General features: G+C 43.8%; 22 protein-coding genes. 9 read left to right on the top strand and 13 right to left on the bottom strand.

Annotated elements, in window-relative coordinates; translation table 11 throughout:
- Positions 1 to 17 precede the first annotated feature (17 nt).
- The gene (locus NL645_RS08380) at positions 18 to 752 is read left to right on the top strand and encodes a hypothetical protein (RefSeq protein WP_046874891.1); all 735 of its coding nucleotides are present in this window, start codon (positions 18 to 20) and stop codon (positions 750 to 752) included.
- 91 nt (positions 753 to 843) lie between these two features.
- Here NL645_RS08380 and NL645_RS08385 read toward each other — a convergent pair whose 3' ends face one another.
- Together NL645_RS08385 and NL645_RS08390 are read right to left on the bottom strand one after the other, a co-directional pair.
- On the bottom strand, positions 844 to 1227 hold the full coding sequence (locus tag NL645_RS08385) for a hypothetical protein (RefSeq protein ID WP_005393414.1): 384 nt from the start codon (positions 1225 to 1227) through the stop codon (positions 844 to 846).
- 100 nt (positions 1228 to 1327) lie between these two features.
- Positions 1328 to 1693, bottom strand: coding sequence for a VOC family protein (locus NL645_RS08390; protein ID WP_053807339.1), 366 nt, complete (start codon positions 1691 to 1693; stop codon positions 1328 to 1330).
- A gap of 219 nt (positions 1694 to 1912) precedes the next feature.
- Here NL645_RS08390 and NL645_RS08395 point away from each other — a divergent pair, with 219 nt between their 5' ends.
- Positions 1913 to 3169, top strand: a complete 1257-nt coding sequence (locus tag NL645_RS08395; RefSeq protein ID WP_253651554.1) for an MFS transporter permease — start codon at positions 1913 to 1915, stop codon at positions 3167 to 3169.
- A 113-nt stretch (positions 3170 to 3282) separates the two neighbouring features.
- Here NL645_RS08395 and NL645_RS08400 read toward each other — a convergent pair whose 3' ends face one another.
- The 11 genes from NL645_RS08400 to proV all read right to left on the bottom strand — a co-directional run bounded on the left by NL645_RS08400 (position 3283) and on the right by proV (position 15394).
- Entirely contained in the window at positions 3283 to 5232 is a 1950-nt protein-coding gene (locus NL645_RS08400; protein ID WP_253651555.1) for an LTA synthase family protein, read from the bottom strand.
- 186 nt (positions 5233 to 5418) lie between these two features.
- On the bottom strand, positions 5419 to 6831 hold the full coding sequence (locus NL645_RS08405; protein ID WP_253651556.1) for a HAMP domain-containing sensor histidine kinase: 1413 nt from the start codon (positions 6829 to 6831) through the stop codon (positions 5419 to 5421).
- The gene (locus NL645_RS08410) at positions 6821 to 7477 is read right to left on the bottom strand and encodes a response regulator (RefSeq protein WP_109168399.1); all 657 of its coding nucleotides are present in this window, start codon (positions 7475 to 7477) and stop codon (positions 6821 to 6823) included. The genes NL645_RS08405 and NL645_RS08410 overlap by 11 nt, the downstream gene beginning before the upstream one ends.
- Before the next feature lie 3 nt (positions 7478 to 7480).
- On the bottom strand, positions 7481 to 8116 hold the full coding sequence (locus NL645_RS08415; protein WP_047101813.1) for a tetratricopeptide repeat protein: 636 nt from the start codon (positions 8114 to 8116) through the stop codon (positions 7481 to 7483).
- A gap of 14 nt (positions 8117 to 8130) precedes the next feature.
- Positions 8131 to 8925 (bottom strand): SDR family oxidoreductase, encoded by a 795-nt coding sequence (locus tag NL645_RS08420; RefSeq protein WP_253651557.1) that lies wholly within the window; start codon positions 8923 to 8925, stop codon positions 8131 to 8133.
- A gap of 8 nt (positions 8926 to 8933) precedes the next feature.
- A complete protein-coding gene (locus NL645_RS08425; protein WP_253651558.1) occupies positions 8934 to 9617 on the bottom strand; it encodes a TenA family transcriptional regulator in 684 nt (227 codons plus the stop codon).
- A 25-nt stretch (positions 9618 to 9642) separates the two neighbouring features.
- A complete protein-coding gene (locus NL645_RS08430; protein ID WP_253651559.1) occupies positions 9643 to 11202 on the bottom strand; it encodes an AMP-binding protein in 1560 nt (519 codons plus the stop codon).
- Positions 11203 to 11282: 80 nt separating this feature from the next.
- Entirely contained in the window at positions 11283 to 11894 is a 612-nt protein-coding gene (locus tag NL645_RS08435) for a thermostable hemolysin (RefSeq protein WP_253651560.1), read from the bottom strand.
- Between the two features lie 216 nt (positions 11895 to 12110).
- Positions 12111 to 13118, bottom strand: coding sequence for a glycine betaine/L-proline ABC transporter substrate-binding protein ProX (gene proX, locus NL645_RS08440; protein WP_005393392.1), 1008 nt, complete (start codon positions 13116 to 13118; stop codon positions 12111 to 12113).
- Positions 13111 to 14202, bottom strand: coding sequence for a glycine betaine/L-proline ABC transporter permease ProW (proW, locus tag NL645_RS08445; protein WP_046874899.1), 1092 nt, complete (start codon positions 14200 to 14202; stop codon positions 13111 to 13113). The genes proX and proW overlap by 8 nt, the downstream gene beginning before the upstream one ends.
- A gap of 4 nt (positions 14203 to 14206) precedes the next feature.
- A complete protein-coding gene (proV, locus tag NL645_RS08450; RefSeq protein WP_005393388.1) occupies positions 14207 to 15394 on the bottom strand; it encodes a glycine betaine/L-proline ABC transporter ATP-binding protein ProV in 1188 nt (395 codons plus the stop codon).
- Between the two features lie 438 nt (positions 15395 to 15832).
- Here proV and NL645_RS08455 point away from each other — a divergent pair, with 438 nt between their 5' ends.
- The 7 genes from NL645_RS08455 to NL645_RS08485 all read left to right on the top strand — a co-directional run bounded on the left by NL645_RS08455 (position 15833) and on the right by NL645_RS08485 (position 24368).
- A complete protein-coding gene (locus NL645_RS08455; RefSeq protein WP_253651561.1) occupies positions 15833 to 17713 on the top strand; it encodes a DUF294 nucleotidyltransferase-like domain-containing protein in 1881 nt (626 codons plus the stop codon).
- Positions 17713 to 18459: a 3'-5' exonuclease gene (locus NL645_RS08460; RefSeq protein ID WP_253651562.1), complete on the top strand. Its 747-nt coding sequence runs from the start codon at positions 17713 to 17715 to the stop codon at positions 18457 to 18459. Before NL645_RS08455 ends, NL645_RS08460 begins: the two co-directional genes overlap by 1 nt.
- Positions 18460 to 18650: 191 nt before the next feature.
- Entirely contained in the window at positions 18651 to 20312 is a 1662-nt protein-coding gene (locus NL645_RS08465; protein WP_005393381.1) for a BCCT family transporter, read from the top strand.
- Positions 20313 to 20626: 314 nt separating this feature from the next.
- On the top strand, positions 20627 to 21160 hold the full coding sequence (gene ectA / locus NL645_RS08470; RefSeq protein WP_005393379.1) for a diaminobutyrate acetyltransferase: 534 nt from the start codon (positions 20627 to 20629) through the stop codon (positions 21158 to 21160).
- A gap of 34 nt (positions 21161 to 21194) precedes the next feature.
- Entirely contained in the window at positions 21195 to 22460 is a 1266-nt protein-coding gene (gene ectB, locus NL645_RS08475; protein ID WP_253651563.1) for a diaminobutyrate--2-oxoglutarate transaminase, read from the top strand.
- Positions 22461 to 22475: 15 nt separating this feature from the next.
- Complete coding sequence (locus tag NL645_RS08480) at positions 22476 to 22862, top strand: ectoine synthase (RefSeq protein ID WP_104974160.1); 387 nt, start codon at positions 22476 to 22478, stop codon at positions 22860 to 22862.
- Positions 22863 to 22946: 84 nt separating this feature from the next.
- On the top strand, positions 22947 to 24368 hold the full coding sequence (locus tag NL645_RS08485; RefSeq protein WP_005393366.1) for an aspartate kinase: 1422 nt from the start codon (positions 22947 to 22949) through the stop codon (positions 24366 to 24368).
- Positions 24369 to 24434: the final 66 nt, after the last annotated feature.

The raw sequence follows: 24434 nt of genomic DNA on the forward strand, positions 1-24434 counted from the left end.
CCTTGGAGTAGTATACGGTGAGTTCTCAGAACAAGATGGAAGAACAAGACGACGTTGTTGTCATTGAAGAGCGTGACAAACGTACTCATATCTATATCGCGATTGCTGCGGTATTAGGCTTGGCATTTGGTGGCCTTGTTGGCTCGATTGTCACTGCGAACAAGTGGGAATCGACTTATCATGTGCTAGAAGAAAAATACCAAGCGTTGACGCAAGATAAAACGCAGTTGGTGTCTCAAGTAAAAGTGCGCGAAGAAGCGCTCGACCAAGAAATACAAGATAAAGTCACTGAACTGCTCGCTGCGAAAGATGAAGCGCACGAGAAAGCGCTTAAGAAGTTACAAAAGCAATTGACTGAGGTCGAGAAAGTTAACCTGTCGCTAGAGTCTCAATTGAAACAACAGGCAGATAAGATCAACACGACAAAGTCAGAAAATGAGAAGCTGAGTCGTCAAGCGGATATGCAAGCGACTATCTTTGAACGATCGCGCGAGGTGTTTCAAAAAGAGCTGAAAATTTCGCAAGAATTGGAGTCTCTAGAGAAAGAAAGGGCGAAATTATTGCCTAAGATCGAGAAACTCAAAAAAGAGTGTGATGTATTTTTGGAAGGTAAATCTTGGGACGTGAAATCGGACGCGTGTGATAAACACGATGAAGCCAATTCACGACTAAGTCAGGTCGATCAAATGATTGAAGTTTATAAAATGGATCTCAAGCAAATCAAAGCAATAACGGAGGATATCGGCCTCTAGATCTTTTATACCTGATTTTGGAAAGTAAAAGGAGCTCTTTAAGAGCTCCTTTTTCGTTGCTAGCTTTAAACTCGGGAGCTAGCGTTTATTCTTAGATACGCGAGGCGTCATAGCCTGAAGCAAGCAGCAATTCTCGCTCATGTTTAATCAGTTGGGCGCGATCTTCAATCAGTTCATTGAGAGCTAGTGAGGGCTTGCCTGCTAAAGCCTTGAACGACTCAAAAGATTCCGCGGTGTCGATTTTATCAATCATCTGACTGATGACATTACGAGCCTCACACGGGTTACTCGTAGTGGTAAAGTATTCCACTTGCTTTGCTGCCGATTTCATCTCTGTCAACAGCTCAAGTGGGCTGCTCTCTTTTGCTACCGCCATGTAGTTATCCAGCACGCGCTTTGCATAAAGCAGTTCTTTGAGGGGGATATCTCTTCCACTCTCGATTAGAGATTCGCTAAGGATCATACTTGAGCTCATGGGCATTCCTTCTTATATACTACGCAGCTTTTGATGTTTCCCTGAGTCTAATTTATTGAAGTCACATTGGGAATGGGTAAAAAGCATTTTTAACGCATTTTTATTCACTAATGAAAACGCGAATGCGATGTTTATCCGGATCGGTAGCCACAAAATTTAAGCCATACACCGAAGTCATTGGTGGTTGAGCAAACTCAACGCCCATGTTTTTCCAACTGTTGTAAACGTGCTCTAACGTATGGCGGTTGCGCACTGCAAATGATAACTCGGTGCCACCACCTTTGATGTCGCTGGAAGGGGAAAGAACATCACTTTGCTTGAGTGTCAGTTTTAAGCCATTTGCGAGTGGCATAGAAGCAAATGTTGGAGACAAAAACGTGACCTCATAATCAAACAGTTTCGAGTAAAAAGCTTGGCTTACGTGGATGTCCTCAACATAGAGGACGAATGAATTGATAGTTAGCATGGTCTGTTTCTCAATTTACTAGAAGTATGAGGTTGAATCTAACGGAAGGGTAAGACAGGCTTTGTCAGTAGACCAAGTTAAAGTACCTTGTTTGAAATAGTGAGAAGTATCACTTTCAATTTTATTGGCTCAGGATCGAGCATATGAACATATCGTTTGCTTTGTATTTGATTCCATTTATCTTCTCGACATTTCCTTGTCAAAAGCAATCCCGTTCATATGTGTAAAACGATTAGTTCACTGTTAATTATTATTTTTTGTGTTACATGTTCATTAAGTATTTCAGCAAAAAATATAGAAAAGAAAGAAAGTCAAATTTTAACTATCAATGAAATCAATAATAAAGAAAAAATTCGTGATCTTACAGAAATAGAAAGAGTGAGCCTTTCAACTATCTATCTTCTTTACAAAAATGGAGTGATAACGGAGAGTGAAGCAAACCAAGAGTTTGGACACTTTCTCGAAAATGAAGACAGAAAAAATGCCTTATTGAAACTCGCTCACATTGATGACGCTCAAAAAGAACTGAAGCAAGCCGAAGAAAGCAGTGACTGGGTGAAACTATTTAACTTAGTTAACTTGATGAAACTATGTGGAGTGTTGCTTCTTATCGCTGCTGTTGCTTATTTTATCGCTCAAACCTACGAACTTCTTCAAGATATCGGTAGGGTATTTTGGCGACTTATTTGCACATTACCCGCGATTTGTTACCAGATTCTATTTGTTATCATTGGCTTAACCCTAGCCTTAGTTCCAATGATTATCAGTATTTCAGAAGCGCAATATGTTGTCATTTTTGGTGTGTTGCTCGCTTATGTCGCACTAGTATGGTGGACTATTCATTACGAAGAGCAGTCAGAAATTCTCCTAGAAAAACTCTCCTTGGGTTTACCAATTGGTATGGTTTGGTCTTTTTATCATGCTATTTACTTTGGCTTTTTTGCCATCCGCGAAGAGATCGCATTTTTACAGCTAGTGACATTTTCATGGGTTGTTCTTGGTATTGCAGTGGGAATTTTTAGGTTATTTAACTTTGAGGACAAACCTTACAAAGGAACAAAGTGTTTTTCTTTAGCGTTATCATCGACCATTGTTACTTGCATAATACTATTCTTAAACCAGAGTTCAGATTGGATTACGCCATATTACAAATTTACTTATTATGGGTTAGTGCCATTGCTGTTGTTGTCCTTTTCTATTTCGGGTTTTTATCTACAAAAACCAAGTTGGGTTAAAAAATTTTCAAATATTATGATGTTTTCACTCCTATTTATTAGCGCACCCTTACCAAGTTTTGGTCTGGATAACTTGTACGCTATGATTAATAGTGGTGTATTTGCCTATGGTTTTATCACGATAACAACGATAGTATTTCGGGTCAGCTTTCTGTTTGGCTTGATATCAACAAGCCTCGTTGTTTACGTGTTGGCCTTAGTCATCGAACACAATCCTGAAAAGTTCATTCTCTACATATGAACTATGATTTTCTAGATACAAAGTGTGCGTTCCTCCATGTACTCTAAGAGTGAAGAGTCTTACAGAATAAAGAAAAGGAGCCAGTGGCTCCCTTTTCACTGAATCAGCGGATATTAGTTGGTACGTTTCGAAGCGTACCAGTTGTTTTGATACGCCTTAGATGCAAACAATGCGTTTGCTTTTGCGCGTTCAATAACGGATTCATCGACTTCTAGCGGCTTCATGGTTTGGCTTTCAAAGTCGTACGCCAGGGTCGATACTTTTTCACCAGGAGAAAGCACAACTAGGTTGTCACGCGTTAAATAACCAAAGTTTTTGTCGTATTGCATCATTGCGCGTTCATCTTTGCGAGCCAGTGGTTTCGTTAAGTCACGACCAATCATCGGCGTTTTGGCGTCTACGCCAATAAGAGACAACAGCGTAGGCGGCATATCTATGTTGTTTGCGATACGGTCATCTTTACGTGGTTGAATGTCTTTACCAATGATCAATGCAGGAATGTGGAAGTGCTTAACTGGAACCAAGTTAGCGCCAGACACGCGGGCATCGTGGTCTGCAATGACAATGAAAATAGTATCATCCCAGTAGGATGAGTTTTTCGCTTTGTCAAAGAACGTACCCAAAGCGTAATCTGAATATTTTACCGCGTTATTACGCGTCATGTGTTCGGAATCGTATGGCTCAATTTTACCTTTCGGATACTCATAAGGACTGTGATTGCTTGACGTAAAAACTAAGCTGAAAAAAGGTTTGTCGCTTTTTGAAAGGCGTTCAAACTCTTCGTTTGCTTTGTTGTATAAGTCTTCATCACTGACCCCCCAAGAGCCAACAAAGCTTGGGTTATTGTAATCATCTTCTTCGACGATTTGATCAAAACCATTACCGAAGAAGAAGGTTTTCATGTTATCGAAGTTTGCTTCACCGCCATAAATAAATTGCGTGTGATAGCCTTGTGCTTTGAGTAAGTCTGCGATGGTAAAGAAGCCTGTTTGGCTTTTGCTTAGTTTCACCACTGCGCGAGAAGGGGATGGTGGAAAACCCGTGGTTACGGCTTCGATACCACGAACAGAACGAGTACCCGTTGCGTACATTTGCGTGAACTGCCAACCTTCAGCCATGAGTTCATCCAGGTTTGGCGTAAGAGGTAGACCACCCAAAGAACCTACAAATTGCGCTCCTAAGCTCTCTTGTAGCAAGATCACTAAGTTCTTACGTTTACCATGGTAAGTCGCAGGGTTACTGTTCATGGTTGGAAGTAATGTTGGATCAAAGTCGGACTTTTTTGACGAAGCGCGAACTAGCTCCAGCATCTTTTGATTATCCATCTTGCCGTAGAACTGCTCTGCGCTTTTTTCTGACTTCATGCTGTTGACAGCAAACAGCAGTGAGTAAGATGAATTTAATGCTAAGTCGTTTAGCAGTGGATCGTTAGAAAACGCCACCATGGCTGGGTTTAGTGGGCGGTGGCCTAAAGACGAGCGTGCGCCTGCAACACCAAGAAGCACAACAAAAATGGCTAATAGTGGGCGCCACTTCCAGTTGATCTGCTGTGCATTGTCGGTCAGTTTTTTGCTCCACTTCCAACCCAAAACTAGAGTTAATGCCGTGCCTAACGCGCCAATAAACAGCTCTAACTTATAGCCAGTCCAAAGCATGCCCATGACCTCTTTCGGATAGATAAGGTATTCCACAAACAGACGGTTTGGGCGTAGGTCATATTCTTGAATGAATGGTGCCGTTGCCAGTTCCATGTACACGAGAATCCAAAGCCCTAAAACCATCCATATGCGCAATATCCATTTCCAGCATTGCCCAATCTTGCCGTTTAATGGCATTAGGGCAGAAAGCAGTGCAGGGAGGATGAATAACCAGCACAGTGTTGCAATGTCTACGCGTAAGCCTTGGCCTAGGATGTAAATTAAGTCGTTGAAAGAGTCAATTCGATCAAGTTGCCAAAAGGCGAGCAAAACGCGTGAGATAGACAAAAATATAAGTGAAAACAAAGAAAAAGCAGCAATTGGCTGCAAAGGCCCCCACACAGAGCCCTTAGATAAGTTTTTCATATTTATTCGAATAGTTTAATTGTTATGTTGTGTTGTTTTTAACAAAGCAAGCGTGAAATAAACGTGAATTATAATGTGGGTTTATGGTCGAGTAGTGTAAGTGTTGGTATGTCTATGTAAGTGTGGAATGAAGCTCATGTTCGGCTGGAACATAAATTAAACAGGTTATGGCTTGTATCGCTTTTGTTAGCACTTTGGGAAAGTGACGACAAACGTATTCCTACTATTTTCTCTGGGAATGAGCTCCAGTGTTGCACGGTGTAGTGCTGTAATGTCTTTGCAAATTGACATCCCTAAACCCGCCCCGTCACCATGTTCGGAATGACCCCGATAAAACTGTTCGAAGATTCTTTCACGAGTTTCTTTCGGGATTGCTGGACCAGTATCGGAAATTAAGACTTTGATTGTATTATTGTTCTCTGTGACGCTGACTTGTATGTCACTGTGCTTGCCGGAGTAACGAATCGCATTATCGACGAGGTTACGAAACAACACCTCTAACAACATTCGATCGCCGGATATAGCGATGTTGGAAGATGATAAACTGATGTCTTGCTTATGCTTCAATGCTAACGGTGCCAAATCAGCAACAACGGTTTGCAACAAAGGGGTTAGCTCAACGGTGTCGAATACACGTTCTGATAAGCTATCTACTTTAGCTAAAGTCAGTAGCTGATGGATAAGGCGGTCAGTGCGTTCAATGCCTTGCAGAATGTTGTGTAAATCTCCTCTCAGTTGCTCCGGATCATTACTTTCAAGTGCATTTTCTACGTTAAGACGAAGGATTGTTAGTGGGGTTTTTAGTTCATGCGCTGCAGCACGTGTAAAGCGTTTCTCTCTTTGCCAGGCTAACTCTAGTTCCGAGAGGAGAGAGTTGAGCGAATCGACAAGTGGTGCGAGTTCAACGGTGTTGTCTTTTACATGAATGTGATCTAATCGGTGTACGTTTCTTTGTGTGATGGCGGAGCGCAGGTCGTTAATCGGTCGGAAATGTTTATCGATCAGCCAAAACAGCAAAAGCAACAAAGTTGGTAGTATCAGCAATTGTTCTATTGATGTGGATAGGGCAATTTCGTGGATGATCTCTTTACGTATCTTGTATTTTTCTGCAACCACGACGTATTCATTATCATGTTTTGTTTGTGGCAGTGAAATCTGAAATGTACGCCATTGTGTACCGTCTTTTACGATATCAGCGTAGCCGTTATTATCAAAGGACGTAGAGAGTGCGTGCAAGGTTTGATCAGAGCTCCAGAGCAGTGTGTTGTCTCGATAGAATTGAAAAACCAAGTTTTGTTCATAAGGGTGGCCGAACGTTGTGACATTGTCATCGTCAGACTTTGACATTGACTCAATGTTTTCCATCCACTCATTAAATAATTCTCGATGGTTAGCGAGAGTCCTCTCTTCCGTTGAAATTGAGAGCGTCAGCAACATTAATTTTGCGGATTGTCCAAGCCTAGCGTCATAAACTTCTTCGACCTCGTGCTTCGCAGATTGGAAACTGAAATAAAGTGAGATGAGTAAGAGAACACTTACCAACACGCCTACTGATAGAGTTAACTGACGTTTGATCGAGTACGATTTCTTATCTTTCAAGAATGTACCCCACACCGCGAATATTTTTAATGACCACTTTGGGCGCTTTTTTACGCAAATTGTGAATATGAACTTCGATAGCGTTGTCGCTTGAACCTTCATCCCAGCCGTGCAGTGATTGTTGCAATTGCTCCTTACTTTGCACGCGTCCGGCGTTCGTCATCAAACTGGTGAGGATTTTAAATTCATTGCGTGTGAGTTTAAGCGGCTCGTCATCGTAGCGAATGCTTTGTTCCGATAAGGATAAAGATAACTGTCCAACTTGAATGATTTCTTCTGCACTACCGGATTGACGGCGAATCAACACACGCAAGCGAGCGAGCAACTCTTCGAGTGCAAACGGTTTTCCGAGGTAGTCATCTGCGCCGCCGTCGAGGCCTTGAACGCGATCGCGAATGTCGTCTCGTGCGGTAAGTATCATCACTGGGAGCTTAAATCCGCCTTTGCGAATATTACGTAGAACTTCCAATCCATCGATATCGGGTAGAGTGAGATCCAAAATTACGGCAGTGAACGCTTCTGTTTTGAGTGCGCTAGTCACGCCAGACCCTTTTTCCACCCAATCCACGGTGTACCCATGGCGACTTAATGAAGTCACCATGGATTGACCGAGTAGTTTGTCATCTTCTACGAGTAATAAGCGCATGGTTTATTTCAATCTCCCAAGAGTCGCTTCAATTTCCAGCTTTCGACCTTTATCCGCCAAAGGTCGGTCAGGGCGAGGTGACGCCTGAATTGCGCGAGTCAAATACACTTTCGCTTCCTTGTCTCGACCTTCTTCTGCAAGGAAGTCTCCATAAAAATAGTTCGGATCGATGCCTTTTGGATTGATCTCTAACGCTTTTTTCAACATTTCTTCGGCTTTATCGTCATCACCAAAGCCAATTGGCCACCCCGGAACTTTGTAATACAGAGAACCCAAACTGGTGTATGCAGAGCCATCAAGCGTTTGCGGTGACGTTGCAATTACCCCCTCGAGTAAAGATTTGGCTTCTTTGGCGAGTGACAATGCACCTAAGCCACCTTGAGCACCAGCCAGCGATGCTTTATTGATTGCCAGCCAAACAGTGAGTTCGGGATTGCCGGGTTCTCTGTCGAGATAAATACTGGTTTTGGCAATCGCACGATGGAAGCATTGTTCCTTTTCGTCACCGTCAGGCGTGCTGTACTGACATTCCGCCCATTTCTTTTGAACCTGTTGCAGTGGAGCATTACCTGCCAACGCAGCGGTCGAAGCTAACGTTGAACAAACCGTCAAAGCGCAAAGTAGTTGTTTGGTATTCATCGTCCATGTCCTCTTCAATGACTGACCCGGTTTACGTATTGGTGAATGGTTTCTTGTTGCTTACGAATCGCAGAAGAAACCACGCTTGGAAGCAGTTGATTGATGCGTGCAAAAAGCTTTTCTGGCCAACCAATCCATTTCGCGGAAATTTCTTTTTCCAACATGGTGACAACGTGATTGGCAACAACTTGCGGCGAGTCCGTTTTGTTACCCAGTTGTCGATTCATCTCATTTACGGCATCGCTATTGAGTGAGGTTTCTGTCGCTCTTGGTGCCAAATACAGCGCACGGATTCCGGTTGCGAACAGTTCTCTGTCGAGCGATTCGGTAAAACGGTGCAACCCCGCTTTTACCGCGCAATAGGAGGTATAGCCTGGGTAGCCAATTGAGCCGAATGTGGAACCTATATTGAGAATCACCCCAGGCTGCTTTAACCACGTTAACGCCGATTGGCACAGCAGCATCGGCGCAACGAGATTGAGTTGGATTTCGTCTGTAATCTGCGTTGATCGTTTGTGGCTTAACAACGAGAAATCGTTGCTGCCCGCATTGTTAATCAGTGCGTCCACTCTTTGATGTCGGCGCGCTCGAGCTTTAATCGCAGTTAATCCTTCTGATGAGGTGATGTCTGCAACGACTAGGTTATGGCGCTCTGGATTCGACAGTTCACGCTGTAGTGTTTGCAAGCTCTCTTCGTTTCGTCCAACAAGAATGAGGCTGACACCGCGTTTTGCTAACTCTTGCGCGATGGCTTGCCCAATTCCGCCCGTTGCGCCTGTCAAGAGAATGGTGCTGTTGTTAATGATCATGCTTCACCTCACGCCGCTTGTTGGGTTGAGAAAGAAGGCAAAGAACGCAGCATTTGTCCGTACAATGCGAACACCATTTTTGCGGAGTCGATGATGACTTGTTGATCTTTCACTTTGGTGATTTTGTTCATCAGTGATTCAAAAAATTGCAGATGATCTTGGTCTAACACGCTGTGTGAAACTAGGTAAGTCATTGCCGAAGGCGGTAGGCTTAGCGTTGACTGGATTTTTTCAGCCATTTGGCCACCAATGCCAACGCTGGTGCCTTCTAATACCCACACCATGCCAAACAGCGCGAGTGGGTTGTGGCGGTCAATGTTGTGGTAAAGGTAGGAAACCATCAGTTCAATCGGTGCTCCTACTTGACCTACATCTTTGTTGTTGCGCACTGCTTCGGCATCGCCGCCGCACGCTTTGATGTCATTTAAAATCCATTCTTGATGGCCTTTCTCTTCCTCGATGTACTCGGCAATGGCATCTCGTACCCATTCGTATTCGCCAGGTAGTCGGCCTCCACACGCCATCAGCAAGGGAACAGTGTGCTTAACGTGATGGTAAGCTTGGGTTAGAAAGGCGATATACATATCTTTGGAAATGTTGCCTTGTTGAACGTCTGCGATGACTGGCGCAGTTAACATTGCTTGTTGAGCAGCGGCAGTGCTTTGTTTGAGTTGTTCGAAAAATAAAGTCATAACCTTCTCCTTAAGAAGCCGTTAACTAAGATGCAGTTTGGAAAGACGTAATGTGTTGCTGGAAGGGCAAATCGATGCGTTGGATCTTTTGCGCTTGCAGCGTTAATTCAGGCGTTGTGCTCGCTAATAACTGAGCCACATCATGTTCGATTTGATTTCGTTTGAGCTTGCCGTTATCCGTGTACCAACCAGAGATGGCTCGTGGGTTGTCCAGCAGCAATAAGGTTCGGATTTGAGCGTAATCGGGTAGGGTTTGGTTTAATGTATGAACCTTTGCTTCGACGTCTTCGCTATTGGCAATGACAGCGCATAATGTTTGTTGGCTATCGCCCGTAACGATTAGTGGCGTCATCGGCAAAAACGCCAACGCTTCTGATTCAATCCACTCCGGTGAGATATTTCTGCCATACGCGGTGACGATAAGGTTTTTCTTGCGCCCCGAGAGAGTGACAAAACCTTGTGCGTCAATTTGGGCTAAGTCGCCAGTCGCTAACCATTCTTGAGTAAACGGTTCATTCAAATAACCAAGAGCAACGTTGCCTTTGACGAGCAGTTCACCATCTTCCGCGATACGAATCTGAGCGTGGGGAAGCGGTTTGCCACACGTTCCTGCTTTAAATGTGGCTGGTGTATTCAAACAAACGACGGAGCCACATTCAGACAAGCCATAACCTTCAAACGCAGGGATGTTCAGCGCATGCGCGGTGTTAATCAGTTGCGACGACACTCTTGCGCCGCCAACGGCGACAAATTTTAGAGAATCCACAAGAGAGGGCTGCTGTTTCGCGATGTGAATGAGCGCAAGCAATAATGCTGGTGTTAGCACTAAGCTTTCTGGTTTGATGGTCGCTAATGCTTGCGCAAACAAACCCGGTTCGAATTGGCTTGAACCGAGTAAGCCGGTTTGCTCTCCGGGTAAAATATATGACGTCACGCCCAACATGAGTGGTACATAAACACCGGTTATGTTCTCGAGAAGCGTCGATAACGGAAGCAGCACTAAGTGCGAGTGCGCCGTGCTGTTTACTGCGTCGGCGAGCGATTTCGCCACCAAACACAAATGATCATTGCTTAAACACACACCTTTAGGCTGACCAGTCGAGCCAGAGGTAAAGGTGATTTTTCCGGTTTCTGGTATATAAGCTACCTGTGTACCTTCATCTCCCAACTGGTTACGCCGCAGCAAAGGCAAATTTGCAATGGAAAACGGATGGTCTTGCTGGTTAAAGCTTTGCTTAGGATGAGAAGCCAACCATGCTTGCCAATCGCCAACTAAAGCATCGACGCCTGATTGCTCTAACGTATGTTCAACCTGTGCATCAGAGAAAAAAGTCGGAATAGGCACGACGACTATGTCTGCCGCCATCGCCGCCAAATCAACAATGGCCCAATCGATGCTGTTTTCTGCGCGTAGCGCGAGTGCTTTGATGTTCTGTGCAATAAGCTCGGCGGCAACGAGTTCGATCTTGTTTAACAATTCAGAGTAAGTCAGTTCAACGGTTTGATTTGCTTCGTAGCCGACAAGTGCTACTCGGTCTGGTGTCGTTTTTGCCCATTTTGTAATGGCATCGAGGAGAATATTCATACGTCACCTATATTCTGGCGTGGTGTTTAACCAAGTTGTTCTGGTTGTGTTTGCGGTTTTAACGACGTTTACTTTTCTATCTAGGCTTGTTTACGTTTTTTTTCTTGGACTAATCGAAGGCGTTCGAGTCCTTTTTGCAAATTGCCAGCTAACACACGCGGTTGATGCTCGTAGTACGCCCCCCAAGTGGACTCGGCATCGGGGACTTTGTTTTGATCGGCCTGCGCGATGATATGAGGCTCCAATCCTAAGCGCGCTATCATGGCGTGAAGTGGGTCTGTCGCGGTGAAGATGCACCATTCAAAACCGAGATTGACCAGCATTTCTGCGATCAGGTAGAAGTGCAGAGATGACATGCCCTTAGCGAAAGATGCCAAGTGAACAAACTCCACTAAGTTCGAACGTTTTACGTCGCAGTTAAATACGTTAGAAACCAGCTTTTGAGCGTCGTCTTCTAAATACTGTTCAAGGAACAAGGGCTCATCTTCGGCGATGCGAAAGCCGCATACGGAAATAATTTGAGCGCCTTCAATGAGGGTTAAATACGCCGGCATAAATTGTTTCAGCTCTGCAAAGAATGCTTCTTGATAACGCTGAGAAACATGCTCGATAACTTGGCTCCAAAGCGGATGCATTGGATAGACGATGTCTAAAGTAAAGCCATCTGCAGAAATTTGTGCATGGTGTTTCATGAGCGCTTCCTTTGTTTGATTGGTTATCAACAAAATAAAACGCGAAACTTAAGAAACTCTTAAGGAATGAAATTAAGTAGAAACTTTAAGAAAATACTGAGGAGCAAGGCTCAGTATTGTTGCAATCCTTTTTACTAATGTGAATAAAATTAGAGCCAACCGATGTGAACGGTTGGCTCTAAAGTTAGGTGTCACGTATTTTAATGGTCGTGTCGGTTACATGGCTGCTTTTTTAGCTTCGTCTACCCATGCGTCGAACTTTTTCTGGTTCGCTTTGATCCAGCCATTAACATGAGACTCGATGTCTGCTGAGCTGTTCTTACCTTGGCTCATCATCATATTCTGCGCACTAACATCATTGATGTTTAGCTTGATGATTTCAAACAGCTTCGCTGCTGCTGGGTTCTTTTCAGTAAACTCTTTGTTCGCAACGATGCGCATAGAGTTCATCTCGAAGCCGTAGTTCTTACCGTTCTCTAGTGTTGTGTCGATGTCCTTACGCTCACCAGGAAGTGAAGAGAATGGCACTTCTAACCAAACAACATCTTTACCCGGAACTAAGACGCCACTTACCCAGTAAGGTGTCCAAGTGTAGTAAAGAATCGGATCGCCTTTTTTGTAACGAGAAATCGTGTCAGCGATAATCGCAGCGTAGTTACCTTGGTTGTGCGTTACTGTGTCACGAAGCTTGAACGCATCCAACTGATGCTCAACGACCATTTCACAACCCCAACCTGGGTTACAACCTGTTAAGTCCGCTTTACCGTCACCGTTGGCATCGAAAAGCTTCGCCAGTTTTGGATCTTTTAATTGACCAATATTTGTGATGCCATATTTTTCTGCGGTTTTTTTATCGATCAAGTAACCTTGCGCAGCACCACTTACATATTGACCTTTGCGGAAAAACTTATCATCACCGCCAGACATTGTGTACTTATCGGCGTGAAGAGGGAACCAACCTACTGCTAAGAAAGTGGCGTCGCCTTTAGCAATAGAGGTATAGCCTACGTTGTAATCCACTTCTTTAGTTGGTTTTACATCGTAACCAAGCTCTTCAAGTGCACGGTTTACGATCAATGTTTGAAACGTTTCCTCTGCAACGGTTGATTGAACTGGCTGAACAGTCACACCTTCACCCGGTAGTTCGCTTGCCACACCATAAGTTGAAAATGCGATAGTACTTAGAGCTCCAACAGAGAGCGCTTTCTTCCATGAATTATTCATTGATGTTTCTCCTAAGTTTTAGATCGTCTTGGTTCGTCTTTGTTTTCAGTTTTAATAGGTATGAAACAGGACCTGTGTGATACCAGCGAAGCTTGGTGTTACCCGCATTAACCCCTAATACTTGGGTAATACGGTCTAATAAAATGGCAAGAATTACGATGCCTAAGCCACCGACAGCAGCAAGACCCATATCAAGTCGGCCGATACCACGAAGTACCATTTGGCCCAAGCCGCCAACCGCAATCATTGAAGCGATCACTACCATAGAAAGTGAAAGCATCAAGGTTTGGTTTACCCCTGCCATAATCGTTGGTAACGCCAATGGCAATTGGATGCGGTAAAGCATCTGTTTTTTGTTTGCCCCGAAAGAGTGGCCCGCTTCGATCAGCTCTTCAGGTACTTGCTGAATCCCTAAAATAGTTAGGCGCACAACGGGAGGCAGTGCGAAAATGATGGTTACAACAACGCCAGGAACGTTACCAATACCGAACAGCATAACGATTGGCACTAGATAAACGAACGCGGGGGTCGTTTGCATTGCATCGAGTATTGGTCTAACAAATTTGGCTGCGGTTTGGCTTCTCGCCAACCATATCCCCATCGGTAGCCCGATAAGCAAACAGAAGAAGACGGCGGTTAAAACCAGTGCGAGCGTTGTCATCGCCTGTGACCACGCACCAATTAGGCCGATAAAAACAAGGGATACAAGTGTTGAAAAACCGAGTTTTACATTGGAAAACTGCCACGCCAGCAAAAATAAAATGAGCACCATGATGGGCGCAGGTGTGGATACCAAAGCAGTTTCAAACGAGGTAAGAATAAAGTCGATTGGAACTCGAATTGCTTGGAAAACTGGGCGACCATGTTCCACCAACCAGTTCAATCCCGATTCTACCCAGCTATCAAGTGGTAGAACCGCATCTTGGAATGGGTTCATAATGTCGAATGGCGCTTGCTCTACAGTTTCTGAGCTTAACCAGTCATTACTTGGGGCAGCGTCAGCACCTGCACCTTGTGACCAAGGATCATCTTGTGCAGGAGCGGTATTCGACCAGGGATCATTGTTAGTTTGCTCTGAAGACATCGTGTTAATCCTTATCTAGTGTTTGTAGAAGACGTGATTTAGTCACGACACCAAAGTAAGTACCTTGCTCATCAACGACAGGTACGGCATAAGGAACGCCTGCAACTAGCCCCAAAATGTCATTGATTGACTGCTCTGGCTGAAGAGTGACTTCATCCGTCAATTGAGCACTGGCTAGAGAGCGGTTTTCTTTGTGAGCCAAACGTAGTGAGTCAAGAGACACGATGCCGGAATATCGGCTAGATTTATCGACGACAATGCCGTAATCACGGTCATGATCCATCAGAATCTGCATCGCTGAGCCTGGGCCATCATTTTCCGATTTCTTAAAGACGGCGGCTGGCTTCTTGCGAGCGATATCTTTTGCTGTCAAGACACTTGCGATGTTTACGCCGCGGAAAAACGCTTCGACATAATCATTTGCTGGGCTGTGCAATATTTCATCAGGTGTGCCAACCTGAACAACCTCACCGTTTTGCATGATGGCGATACGATCACCAATACGCATTGCTTCGTCCAAATCATGAGAGATGAAGACAATTGTGCGTTTGTCATCGTTTTGTAGACGAATAAGCTCATCCTGCATCTCAGAACGGATTAATGGGTCTAAAGCGGAAAACGCCTCGTCCATTAATAGAATGTCTGGGTCACAAGCCAATGCCCTTGCTAGACCCACGCGCTGTTTCATACCACCGGATAACTCGTCAGGGAAAGATTCTGCATAAGGGTCTAAGCCAACTCTTTCCAAGGCGGAAAGGGCACTTTTCTGACGTTCATTAACATCAATGCCAGCAAGTTCTAAACCGAATGCAGCGTTTTCGATCACCGTCATGTGAGGCATAAGTGCGAAACTTTGAAACACCATTGAGATATTGTTGCGACGAACTTCTCGAAGTTCGTCTTCAGAGATATGGGCAATATCTTTCCCTTTTAGATAAACACTGCCTTTCGTTGGCTCAATGAGTCGGTTTAGGAGTCGAACGAGAGTAGATTTTCCCGAACCAGAAAGCCCCATGATTACGAAAATTTCACCTTCGTTAATGGTGAGAGATACATCGTTTACGCCGACTGTTAAACCTGTCTGTTCAAAAATACCGTCCTTATCGATACCTTTTTCGATAAGCGAGAAGGCTCTTTCTGGGTCTTCTCCAAACACTTTATACAGTCCCTTAACTTCCAGTATGGGATCCATGTTATCTGTCCTTTTTTGTGTGTTTATAACTGTTTAACGATTTGTACTCTAATTAATTTTAGTTCAACTTTCAACGAATGGGGTTCGGTTAATTGGGTTTTATGTGCATACAATAAACAATGAAGGTGGTGTGGTTAAATAGTGTTTTTATTAACAAAAATAGATGTTTACGATTGGTTTTGTCTTCGCTTAACTTTTCCATGACATTGGTTTGAATTTATTTTGAAGTTTTTAGTACATTTCAACTCAGCCCATCTGCATAGCTATAAGGAAAAATAGATTAGAGGTCTATATTTAAAAACATTAGAGCTCTAATTTTTGGTTGGAGTTTTATTCTGCGAACTAGGTTAGGTGTTGTTATTCTTAGATTTATTCATTGATTGATTTCAATCTTGGTGATATTTATCGCTGTAGTTTAGGCAACGTATGGAATAAAAGATGGAAGCCGAACAGTTAGAAGTGCTCAACTTCATTAGCCAGTACCCACCTTTCGATGATCTACCCGAAGAGCAGTTAAAAAAGATCGCTCTAAATGCCGAGGTTGCATACTTTCGGCAAGGCACAGAGATACTCAATTTTGGAGACACGATCCGCGACTTATATATGGTGAGAAGCGGCGCTGTGGAGATCTACCGACGTAAAGGCGAACTCTATAACAGGATTGACGCTGGTGGACTGTTTGGACAGATGGGGTTGTTAATGAACAACCGTGTGCGTATGCCTGCCAAAGCGATAGAAGACACCTTGGTTTACTGTATTCCGGAGGATATTTTCAACGAGCTTTGTGATGAGTTTGAAAACTTTGCTGACTACATGGAACTGGAAGACAGCGCGCGTTTGCGAAGCGCAATATCCAGCCGCTCAGAAAGCAATGACTTTACCACTGCCAAGGCACGTAAAATCTTAGCGAGAGATCCGGTAACGTTGGAGGCGACGGCATCGATTCAAGAAGCCGCGATACTGATGGCGGAGGAAAATGTCACCTCTTTGCTTATTGTTCGCCCAGCAGAAGAACTCACAGAAGAAGATGATGAACAACTACTTGGAATATTGACTGATCGCGATCTATGTATTCGCGTATTAGCTCAGGGCATGGATACCAATATCCCAGTGAGTGAGGTCATGAGTTATGACGTGGTGTCTCTGGATTACAACGCTTATGTCTTTGAAGCCATGTTAACCATGTTGCGCTACAACGTGCACCATCTCCCTATTTTAAAAGATAAAAAGCCGATAGGAATTATTGGCATGACGGATATTGTCCGTTATGAATCTCAAAACAGTTTGTTACTCGTTAGCTCCATCTTCCAACAAACCAGCGTTGAAGATCTCAAGCAAGTTTCTGAACAAGTGAAAGACTGCTTTGTACGAATGGTGAATGAAGATGCCAACGCTCATATGATTGGTCGAGCCATGTCTGTAATCGGTAGTAGCTTTAAACAGCGTTTGGCTGAATTAGCAGAGCAAGAGCTTGGCCCTGCGCCAATTCCGTATTGTTTGGTCGCTATGGGATCGATGGCCAGGGATGAGCAGTTAATTGTAACGGACCAAGACAACGCCCTTATTCTCGACAACAGTTATGATGTTGAGATGCACGGGGAGTACTTTGAAAAGTTTGCCAAATTTGTTTGTGATGGTTTAGCAGCATGCGGCTATGCTTACTGTACTGGCGACATTATGGCAACCAATCCAGAGTGGCGAAAAACCCGAGCGGAGTGGGAGGAGTGCTTTGGCAACTGGATAGATAACCCAACTCCTGAAAGGTTGTTAAACAGTAATATCTTTTTTGATTTATTAGGTGTTCATGGGCGAGTGAAGTGGGCGGAACAATTAAGCAGCTTTATTGTTAGGCGCGCGAAAAGAAACAACCGCTTCCTTGCATGTATGGCTTACAATGCGATACGTCGTACACCGCCATTGGGCTTCTTCAAAGATTTTGTTATGGAAAAAGATGGTCGTCACCGCAATTCTATTAATTTGAAAAGAAGAGGTACTGCGCCATTGGCAGATTTGATTCGAGTACATTCATTGGCAATTGGTTCCCGTTCGCAAAACTCGTTTGACCGTTTAGACGATATCAATGATGCGGGCATTTTACCTAAAGGTCGAGGAATGGACTTGAGGGATGCAATGGAATTGATCTACATGGTTCGAATTCGTCATCAAGCACTCGATATCGAAAATGGGGATGAACCAGATAACAACATTGAGCCAGAGAACATGTCAGAGTTTGAGCGCCGAAACTTAAAAGCTGCTTTCCAAATCCTTAGTAATGCACAGAACTTCATCAAGTTCCGATACCAGAGAAGTAGCAAATAATGTGGCTCTCAAAAAAGGCAGCAAAAGATCAGCCGTTGTTGGATACGTCTCGGACGCCAGAGTGGTCAACGTTATTCAAACAGCTCGCGAAAGAAGCAAGAGACGAGAGGCTCAAACGTTATTACTCGACACCGATGGTTAATGGGGAAACACCAATTGAGGAAGTGCCATTTGTCTCGGTAGATTTTGAAACGACAGGTTTGAATGCGGAAGAGGATGCAATTCTCACGATTGGACTTGTTCCGTTTACCATTGATCGTGTTCAATGTAGTGGCTCTGCGCATTGGGTTGTTAACCCTAATCGTGAGTTAAACGAAGAGTCAGTTGTGATTCATGGCATCACTGACTCTGAAGTCAAAAACGCGCCCCAATTAACCCACATTTTAGGGGAAATATTGGATGCGCTGTCAGGCAAAGTTGTGCTTGTTCATTATAAAAATATCGAAAGGCAGTTTTTTAATAACGCGTTGCTAAATAGCATTGGGGAGGGGATACAGTTTCCCGTTGTCGATACGCTAGACATTGAACACGCGATACAGCGCCGTGAATGCAGTGGCCTATTCAATAAGTTAAAAGGTAAGAAGCCAGGCTCTGTCAGGCTGGGGCATGCTCGTGAAAGGTATCGCCTTCCTGCTTATCAACCTCATCATGCTTTGACCGATGCGCTGGCAACTGCTGAACTGTTTCAAGCACAGTTGCAATATCATTTTAATCGAAGCATGCCAATCTCTTCGATTTGGCAATAAGCGTTGTTTATGATGAAGACAATAAAATGCAATGAAAGGTAGGGGGCTTTGCGATTATTATGGCGGACTGAGTAACCGCTTATAAGAACTATGTTTTTTGAACATGTGCTTGGTAGTGATGGGAGGTTTCATCACTCAAACTCCGACGAAAGTAATTTAAATTTGGTCACGTATTTTTAAGGAGATTATCCGTGAGCACCGATAATAACGGTGGCATTCAACGCCCCGATGGAAAGGTAAACGCGATAGACACTGACTATCAAATTGGTCAGGATAACGTCGCGTTAAAAGTAGGCCCGTTTGGCCTTGATATTCATAACCGTGTTTTTGCAATTTCTGGTTTAGCAATCATCCTATTTGTTGTAGTAACACTATTATTTCGAGAACAGGTAGAGCCGTTTTTCGCAGATCTAAGAGCGGGTTTGTTACACCATTTGGATTGGTTCTTTCTCGCATCTGGTAATATTTTTGTCATTGTCTGTGTTGGGTTGATTTTTACACCGCTAGGTCGGGTACGAATCGGCGGTACAGAAGCGACGCCAGATTATTCCTATGCGGGTTGGCTGGCAATGCTCTTTGCAGCAGGTATGGGTATCGGTCTGGTGTTCTTTGGTGTATCAGAACCTATGTCTCATTTTAGTTCTGCTATTGGTGGCGTGAACGTTGAGAACGGTGTTCGTACTGACTGGGCCCCTCTAGGTGGTGCAGAAGGCGATGCAAGTGCTGCATCTGCACTAGGCATGGCGGCGACGATTTACCACTGGGCGCTTCATCCGTGGTCAATCTATGCGCTATTGGCTCTTGGTTTGGCGATTTTCTCGTTTAACAAAGGCTTACCACTTACCATGCGATCCATTTTTTACCCACTGTTTGGTGAGCGTGTATGGGGTTGGACTGGTCACATTATCGACATTCTTGCCGTTGTCGCGACAGTTTTTGGTCTGGCAACGTCTCTAGGTTACGGTGCGTCTCAAGCCGCAACGGGTTTGAACTTCCTGTTTGATGTTCCAATGACGAATACTACGCAGGTACTATTGATTATTGGCATCACCGCACTCGCTTTAATCTCAGTTGTTGCGGGACTAGACAAAGGCGTGAAAATCTTATCTGAGATCAACATGGGTCTCGCTGCGCTTTTACTGCTTTTTGTTATTGTTGTCGGCCCGACGATCGCGATTTTAACGGGCTTCTTCGAAAATATAGTGTCATATGTGGCTAATATTCCTGCCCTATCAATGCCATTTGGACGAGAAGACGTAAACTATTCTCAAGGTTGGACAGCATTCTACTGGGCTTGGTGGATTTCTTGGTCACCATTTGTCGGTATGTTCATTGCGCGTGTATCTCGTGGTCGTTCAGTTCGTGAGTTCATTATTTGCGTTATCCTTATCCCTTCTTCTGTTTGTGTGTTATGGATGACCGCTTTTGGTGGTAACGCTATAAGCCAATACGTGAGCGATGGTTATGAAGCCGTGTTCAACGCGGAATTACCGTTAAAACTATTTGCCATGTTAGATGTGATGCCGCTAGCTGAAATTACATCTTTCGTCGGTATTATTTTGGTGGTGGTATTCTTCATTACCTCTTCAGATTCTGGTTCACTGGTTATTGATACTATTGCTGCGGGCGGTAAGGTCGATGCGCCAACGCCTCAACGCGTGTTCTGGTGTACGTTTGAAGGCTTAGTTGCGATTGCATTGATGCTTGGTGGTGGCCTAGCGGCAGCTCAAGCAATGGCCGTGACCACAGGCCTACCATTTACGATTGTTCTGCTTGTTGCAACGGTTTCTCTAGTAAAAGGCTTGATGGATGAACCTCGTCCAAAAGCGGTTTCTAAGAAGAAATCGAAATAACCAACATCAGCAGTTAAATATTTGAATAAAGCGGCATGCGAAAGCATGCCGCTTTTTTTTGATTTTTGAATTTTTTGCTGAGAAATGAAGACCATGGAGGACTGTTTTTTCTGTTCGTTTTTTATACTTATTCTTTAAGTGATTTTTTAATAAATTAGACCTCGAACTATTTTAAGATTTGGTTAAATGGCTTATTTGTGTGATGCATGTCACAAAAATGTCGATAAAAAGGCGGATTATTTGATTTTTAGTCGCGAGGAATGCCCATAATAAAAAGGAAATTTAATTAGACCTCAAAGGATATGTATTTCCACATGATCACATCAGCACCTTGGGTTCTTTATCCAGAGATTGGAGAAGACTCAAGTAAAAAATGGATTTTTCGTGAGCCTAAAATCTCTGATGGTGACGACATTTACAGCTTAATTGCAGACTGTCCTCCATTGGACATGAACTCATCTTATTGCAATTTTCTACAGTCTACGCATTTCAGCAAAACCAGTATTTTGGTTGAGCAAAAAGGCGAAATCGCAGGTTTCATTTCCGGTTATCAGAAACCAGACGAGCAAGACGTTTTATTTGTCTGGCAAGTTGCAGTCTCACCTCGCTTTAGAGGTCACGGTTTAGCATTCCGCATGTTGAAAGAACTTCTCACCCGAGAGGAATTGGGCGGTGTTAAATCGGTAGAAACTACCATCACGGAAGATAATAAAGCCTCTTGGGCATTGTTCAAAAAGTTAGATGCGATGAACGGCAACTCTGGCCAAGTAAGCACATTTTTGGATGAAGAAGCCCACTTTAAAGGCAAACACGATACAGAATATTTGTATCGCATTCCTCTCAAATAATCCTCAAACAATAGGAATTAAAAACGGTCTCATCATGGATATTTTCAAAAAGCAGGAATCCAACGTACGCTCATATTCAAACAATTTCCCAGTCGTTTTTCGTAAAGCGAAAGGCTGCTGGCTGGAAACAGAACAAGGTGAACGATACTTAGACTTCCTTGCTGGAGCGGGATCTCTAAATTACGGCCATAACAACCCAGTACTTAAGCAAGCACTGCTTGAGTACATTGAGATGGACGGTATTACTCACGGTTTGGATATGCACTCAGAAGCGAAAGCATCGTTTCTTGAAGCGTTGGATACTTACATCCTTAAACCAAGAAACTTGGACTACAAAGTCCAGTTTACTGGCCCAACTGGTACTAACGCCGTTGAGGCAGCACTTAAGTTAGCGAAAAAAGTAAAAGGTCGCGACAGCGTCGTTGCATTTACCAACGGTTTCCACGGTTGTACAGCTGGCGCACTGGCTGCAACGGGTAACCAGCATCACAGACAAGGTAACGGTTCTAGCTTAAGTAACGTCACTCGTATTCCATTTGAAGGTTACGCTGGCGTTGATGGTCTAGCATTGTTCGAAACCATGCTAAACGACAACTCTGCAGGTATGGATAAACCAGCCGCTGTACTTCTTGAAACTGTGCAGGGCGAGGGTGGTTTAAATGCTGCTTCAAACGAGTGGTTACAACGTTTGAGCAAAATCTGTAAAGCCAATGACATTCTTGTGATTGTCGATGACATTCAAGCTGGCTGCGGACGCACAGGTACTTTCTTTAGCTTTGAGCCGTCAGGTATTCAACCAGATATCGTGACGCTATCGAAATCGATCGGTGGTTACGGTTTGCCAATGGCCGTCGTTCTACTTAAACCAGAGCTAGACCAGTGGAAGCCAGGTGAGCATAACGGCACGTTCCGTGGCAACAACCATGCATTTATTACCGCGGCGAAAGCATTAGAAATTTATTGGGCAAATGATGACTTTGAAACACACATCAAGCAGTGTTCAGACAAAGTAAGTGCTGTTATTGATCGCTGCGTTCGTCGCTTCCCACAAGTGTTTGTACAGAAAAAAGGTCGCGGCATGATGGTTGGTATTGAGTGTATCAACGGTGATATGGCATCTGAAATCGCGAAAAACTGTTTCGAAAACGGAATGGTAATTGAGACAGCTGGCCCTGACGACGAAGTCGTTAAGTTCTTCTGCCCACTTACGATTAGCGAGTCAGAATTAGACCAAGGACTAAGCATCTTTGAAAGTGCAGTGGAAACCATCGCTGCGAAACATTTCAAACAAGCATCTTAATAAGGATTATTAATTATGATCGTCAGAACACTCGATGAGTGTCGCAACAGTGAGCGACGTGTGGTTTCAGATAACTGGGAAAGTGTCCGTATGTTGTTGAAAGATGACAACATGGGTTTTTCTTTCCACATTACTACGATTTATGAAGGTACTGAAACACACATTCACTATCAAAATCACCTAGAATCGGTTTTTTGTATGAGCGGTGAAGGTGAAATTGAAGTCGTTGGTGGAAAAACGTACCCGATTAAACCGGGTACGTTATACATCCTTGATAAACACGATGAGCACTACTTGAGAGCTTATAAGAATAAAGAAATGGTAATGGCGTGCGTATTCAACCCACCAATTACCGGCGCTGAAGTGCACGATGAAAACGGTGTTTATCCTCTCGTTGACTAAAAGATAGAGGTGGGGTGCTTGTCGCCCCACGATCAACTATCTCTTCTTTTTTCTTTTAAAGTTACCAATCAAAAAAGGCTTATCATGACATTTACCGTAGAAAAAATCGGCGGTACATCAATGACAGCATTTGATGCTGTTCTCGACAACATTATTCTTCGTCCTAAATCGCCATACAATCGTATCTTTGTCGTCTCTGCATACGGCGGTATGACCGACGCGCTACTCGAATGTAAAAAAACCAGTAAGCCAGGTGTTTATCAGCTTATCGCGAAACGTGATGACAAATGGGAAGAAGCGCTAGCATATGTAGAAAGCCGTATGCTGCTCACAAATGAAAATATTTTCGCGGACCCAATGAATCGTATCCGTGCAGATAAATTCATTCGCTCACGTATTGCTGAAGCAAAAAACTGTATTGCGAACATTTTAGAAACGTGTCAGTACGGTCAGTTTTCGCTACGTCAGTATTTGCCTCAAATTCGAGAGTTTCTGTCGTCTATCGGTGAGGCGCACAGTGCTTACAACACGGCACTGAAACTAAAAAATATGGGTATTAACGCTAAGTTCGTTGACCTGTCCGGTTGGGACAATCAAGCGCCAAGAAGCCTTGATGAATCGATCAGTGATGCGTTTGCTGATATCGATGTGTCAAAAGAACTGCCAATCGTTACAGGTTATGCTTACTGTAAGGAAGGCCTAATGCACACTTATGACCGAGGTTATAGTGAGATGACATTTAGCCGAATTGCAGCGATAACAAAAGCGGATTTAGCGGTAATTCACAAAGAATATCACTTGAGCTCTGCAGACCCGCGTGTTGTTGGTCCTGAAAAAGTTTTGCCAATTGGTAGTACAAACTATGACGTAGCAGACCAACTTGCTAACCTTGGCATGGAAGCGATTCACCCAAATGCAGCCGCAGGTTTACGCGAGAGTGGTATTGAGCTACAGATTAAAAATACATTTGAACCTGAACACGAAGGCACTTTGATCTCTTCAAGCTACCGCCCAGAAGAAGACAAAGTCGAAATTATCGCAGGTAAAGAAAAGGTGTTCGCACTGCATTTGTTTGACCAAGCGATGGTGGGAAAAGCTGATAACGTTAGCTACGAATTAATGGAAATTATCTCTGATGCTCGCGTAAGTTTAGTTGGTAAAGAGATGAACGCGAACTCTATTACTTACTATCTAGGTGGCAGTACTGATAGCTTGAACAAAGTGTTGTATAAAGCTGAAAAACGCTATCCGAATGCGTCGATTAAAGGCCGTATGGTCGCGCTGATTTCAGCCATCGGTTCTCAAATTGACACCAACAAGACACTGGCGAAAGGTGTACTTTCTTTGATGAACAATGGCGTAACGCCAGTTGCACTTCACTCATCAATGAGAAATGTAAACGTTCAGTTCGTAGTGGGTGATAAAGAATATCAGCGTGCGATTTGCGCATTACATGATGAATTCTTTCAGAGCAATAGTTTAACTAAATCGGTTAATGTGGCTTAGTTTATTTTTTGTCTAGCCATGAAGGGGGGCTTCCCTCTTCATGGCTAGTTGCCACTAAAAAAAGAG

Origin of the sequence: Vibrio sp. Y51_MX_L26 (assembly GCF_024181935.1) — a bacterium.
Lineage (GTDB): Bacteria > Pseudomonadota > Gammaproteobacteria > Enterobacterales > Vibrionaceae > Vibrio > Vibrio diabolicus.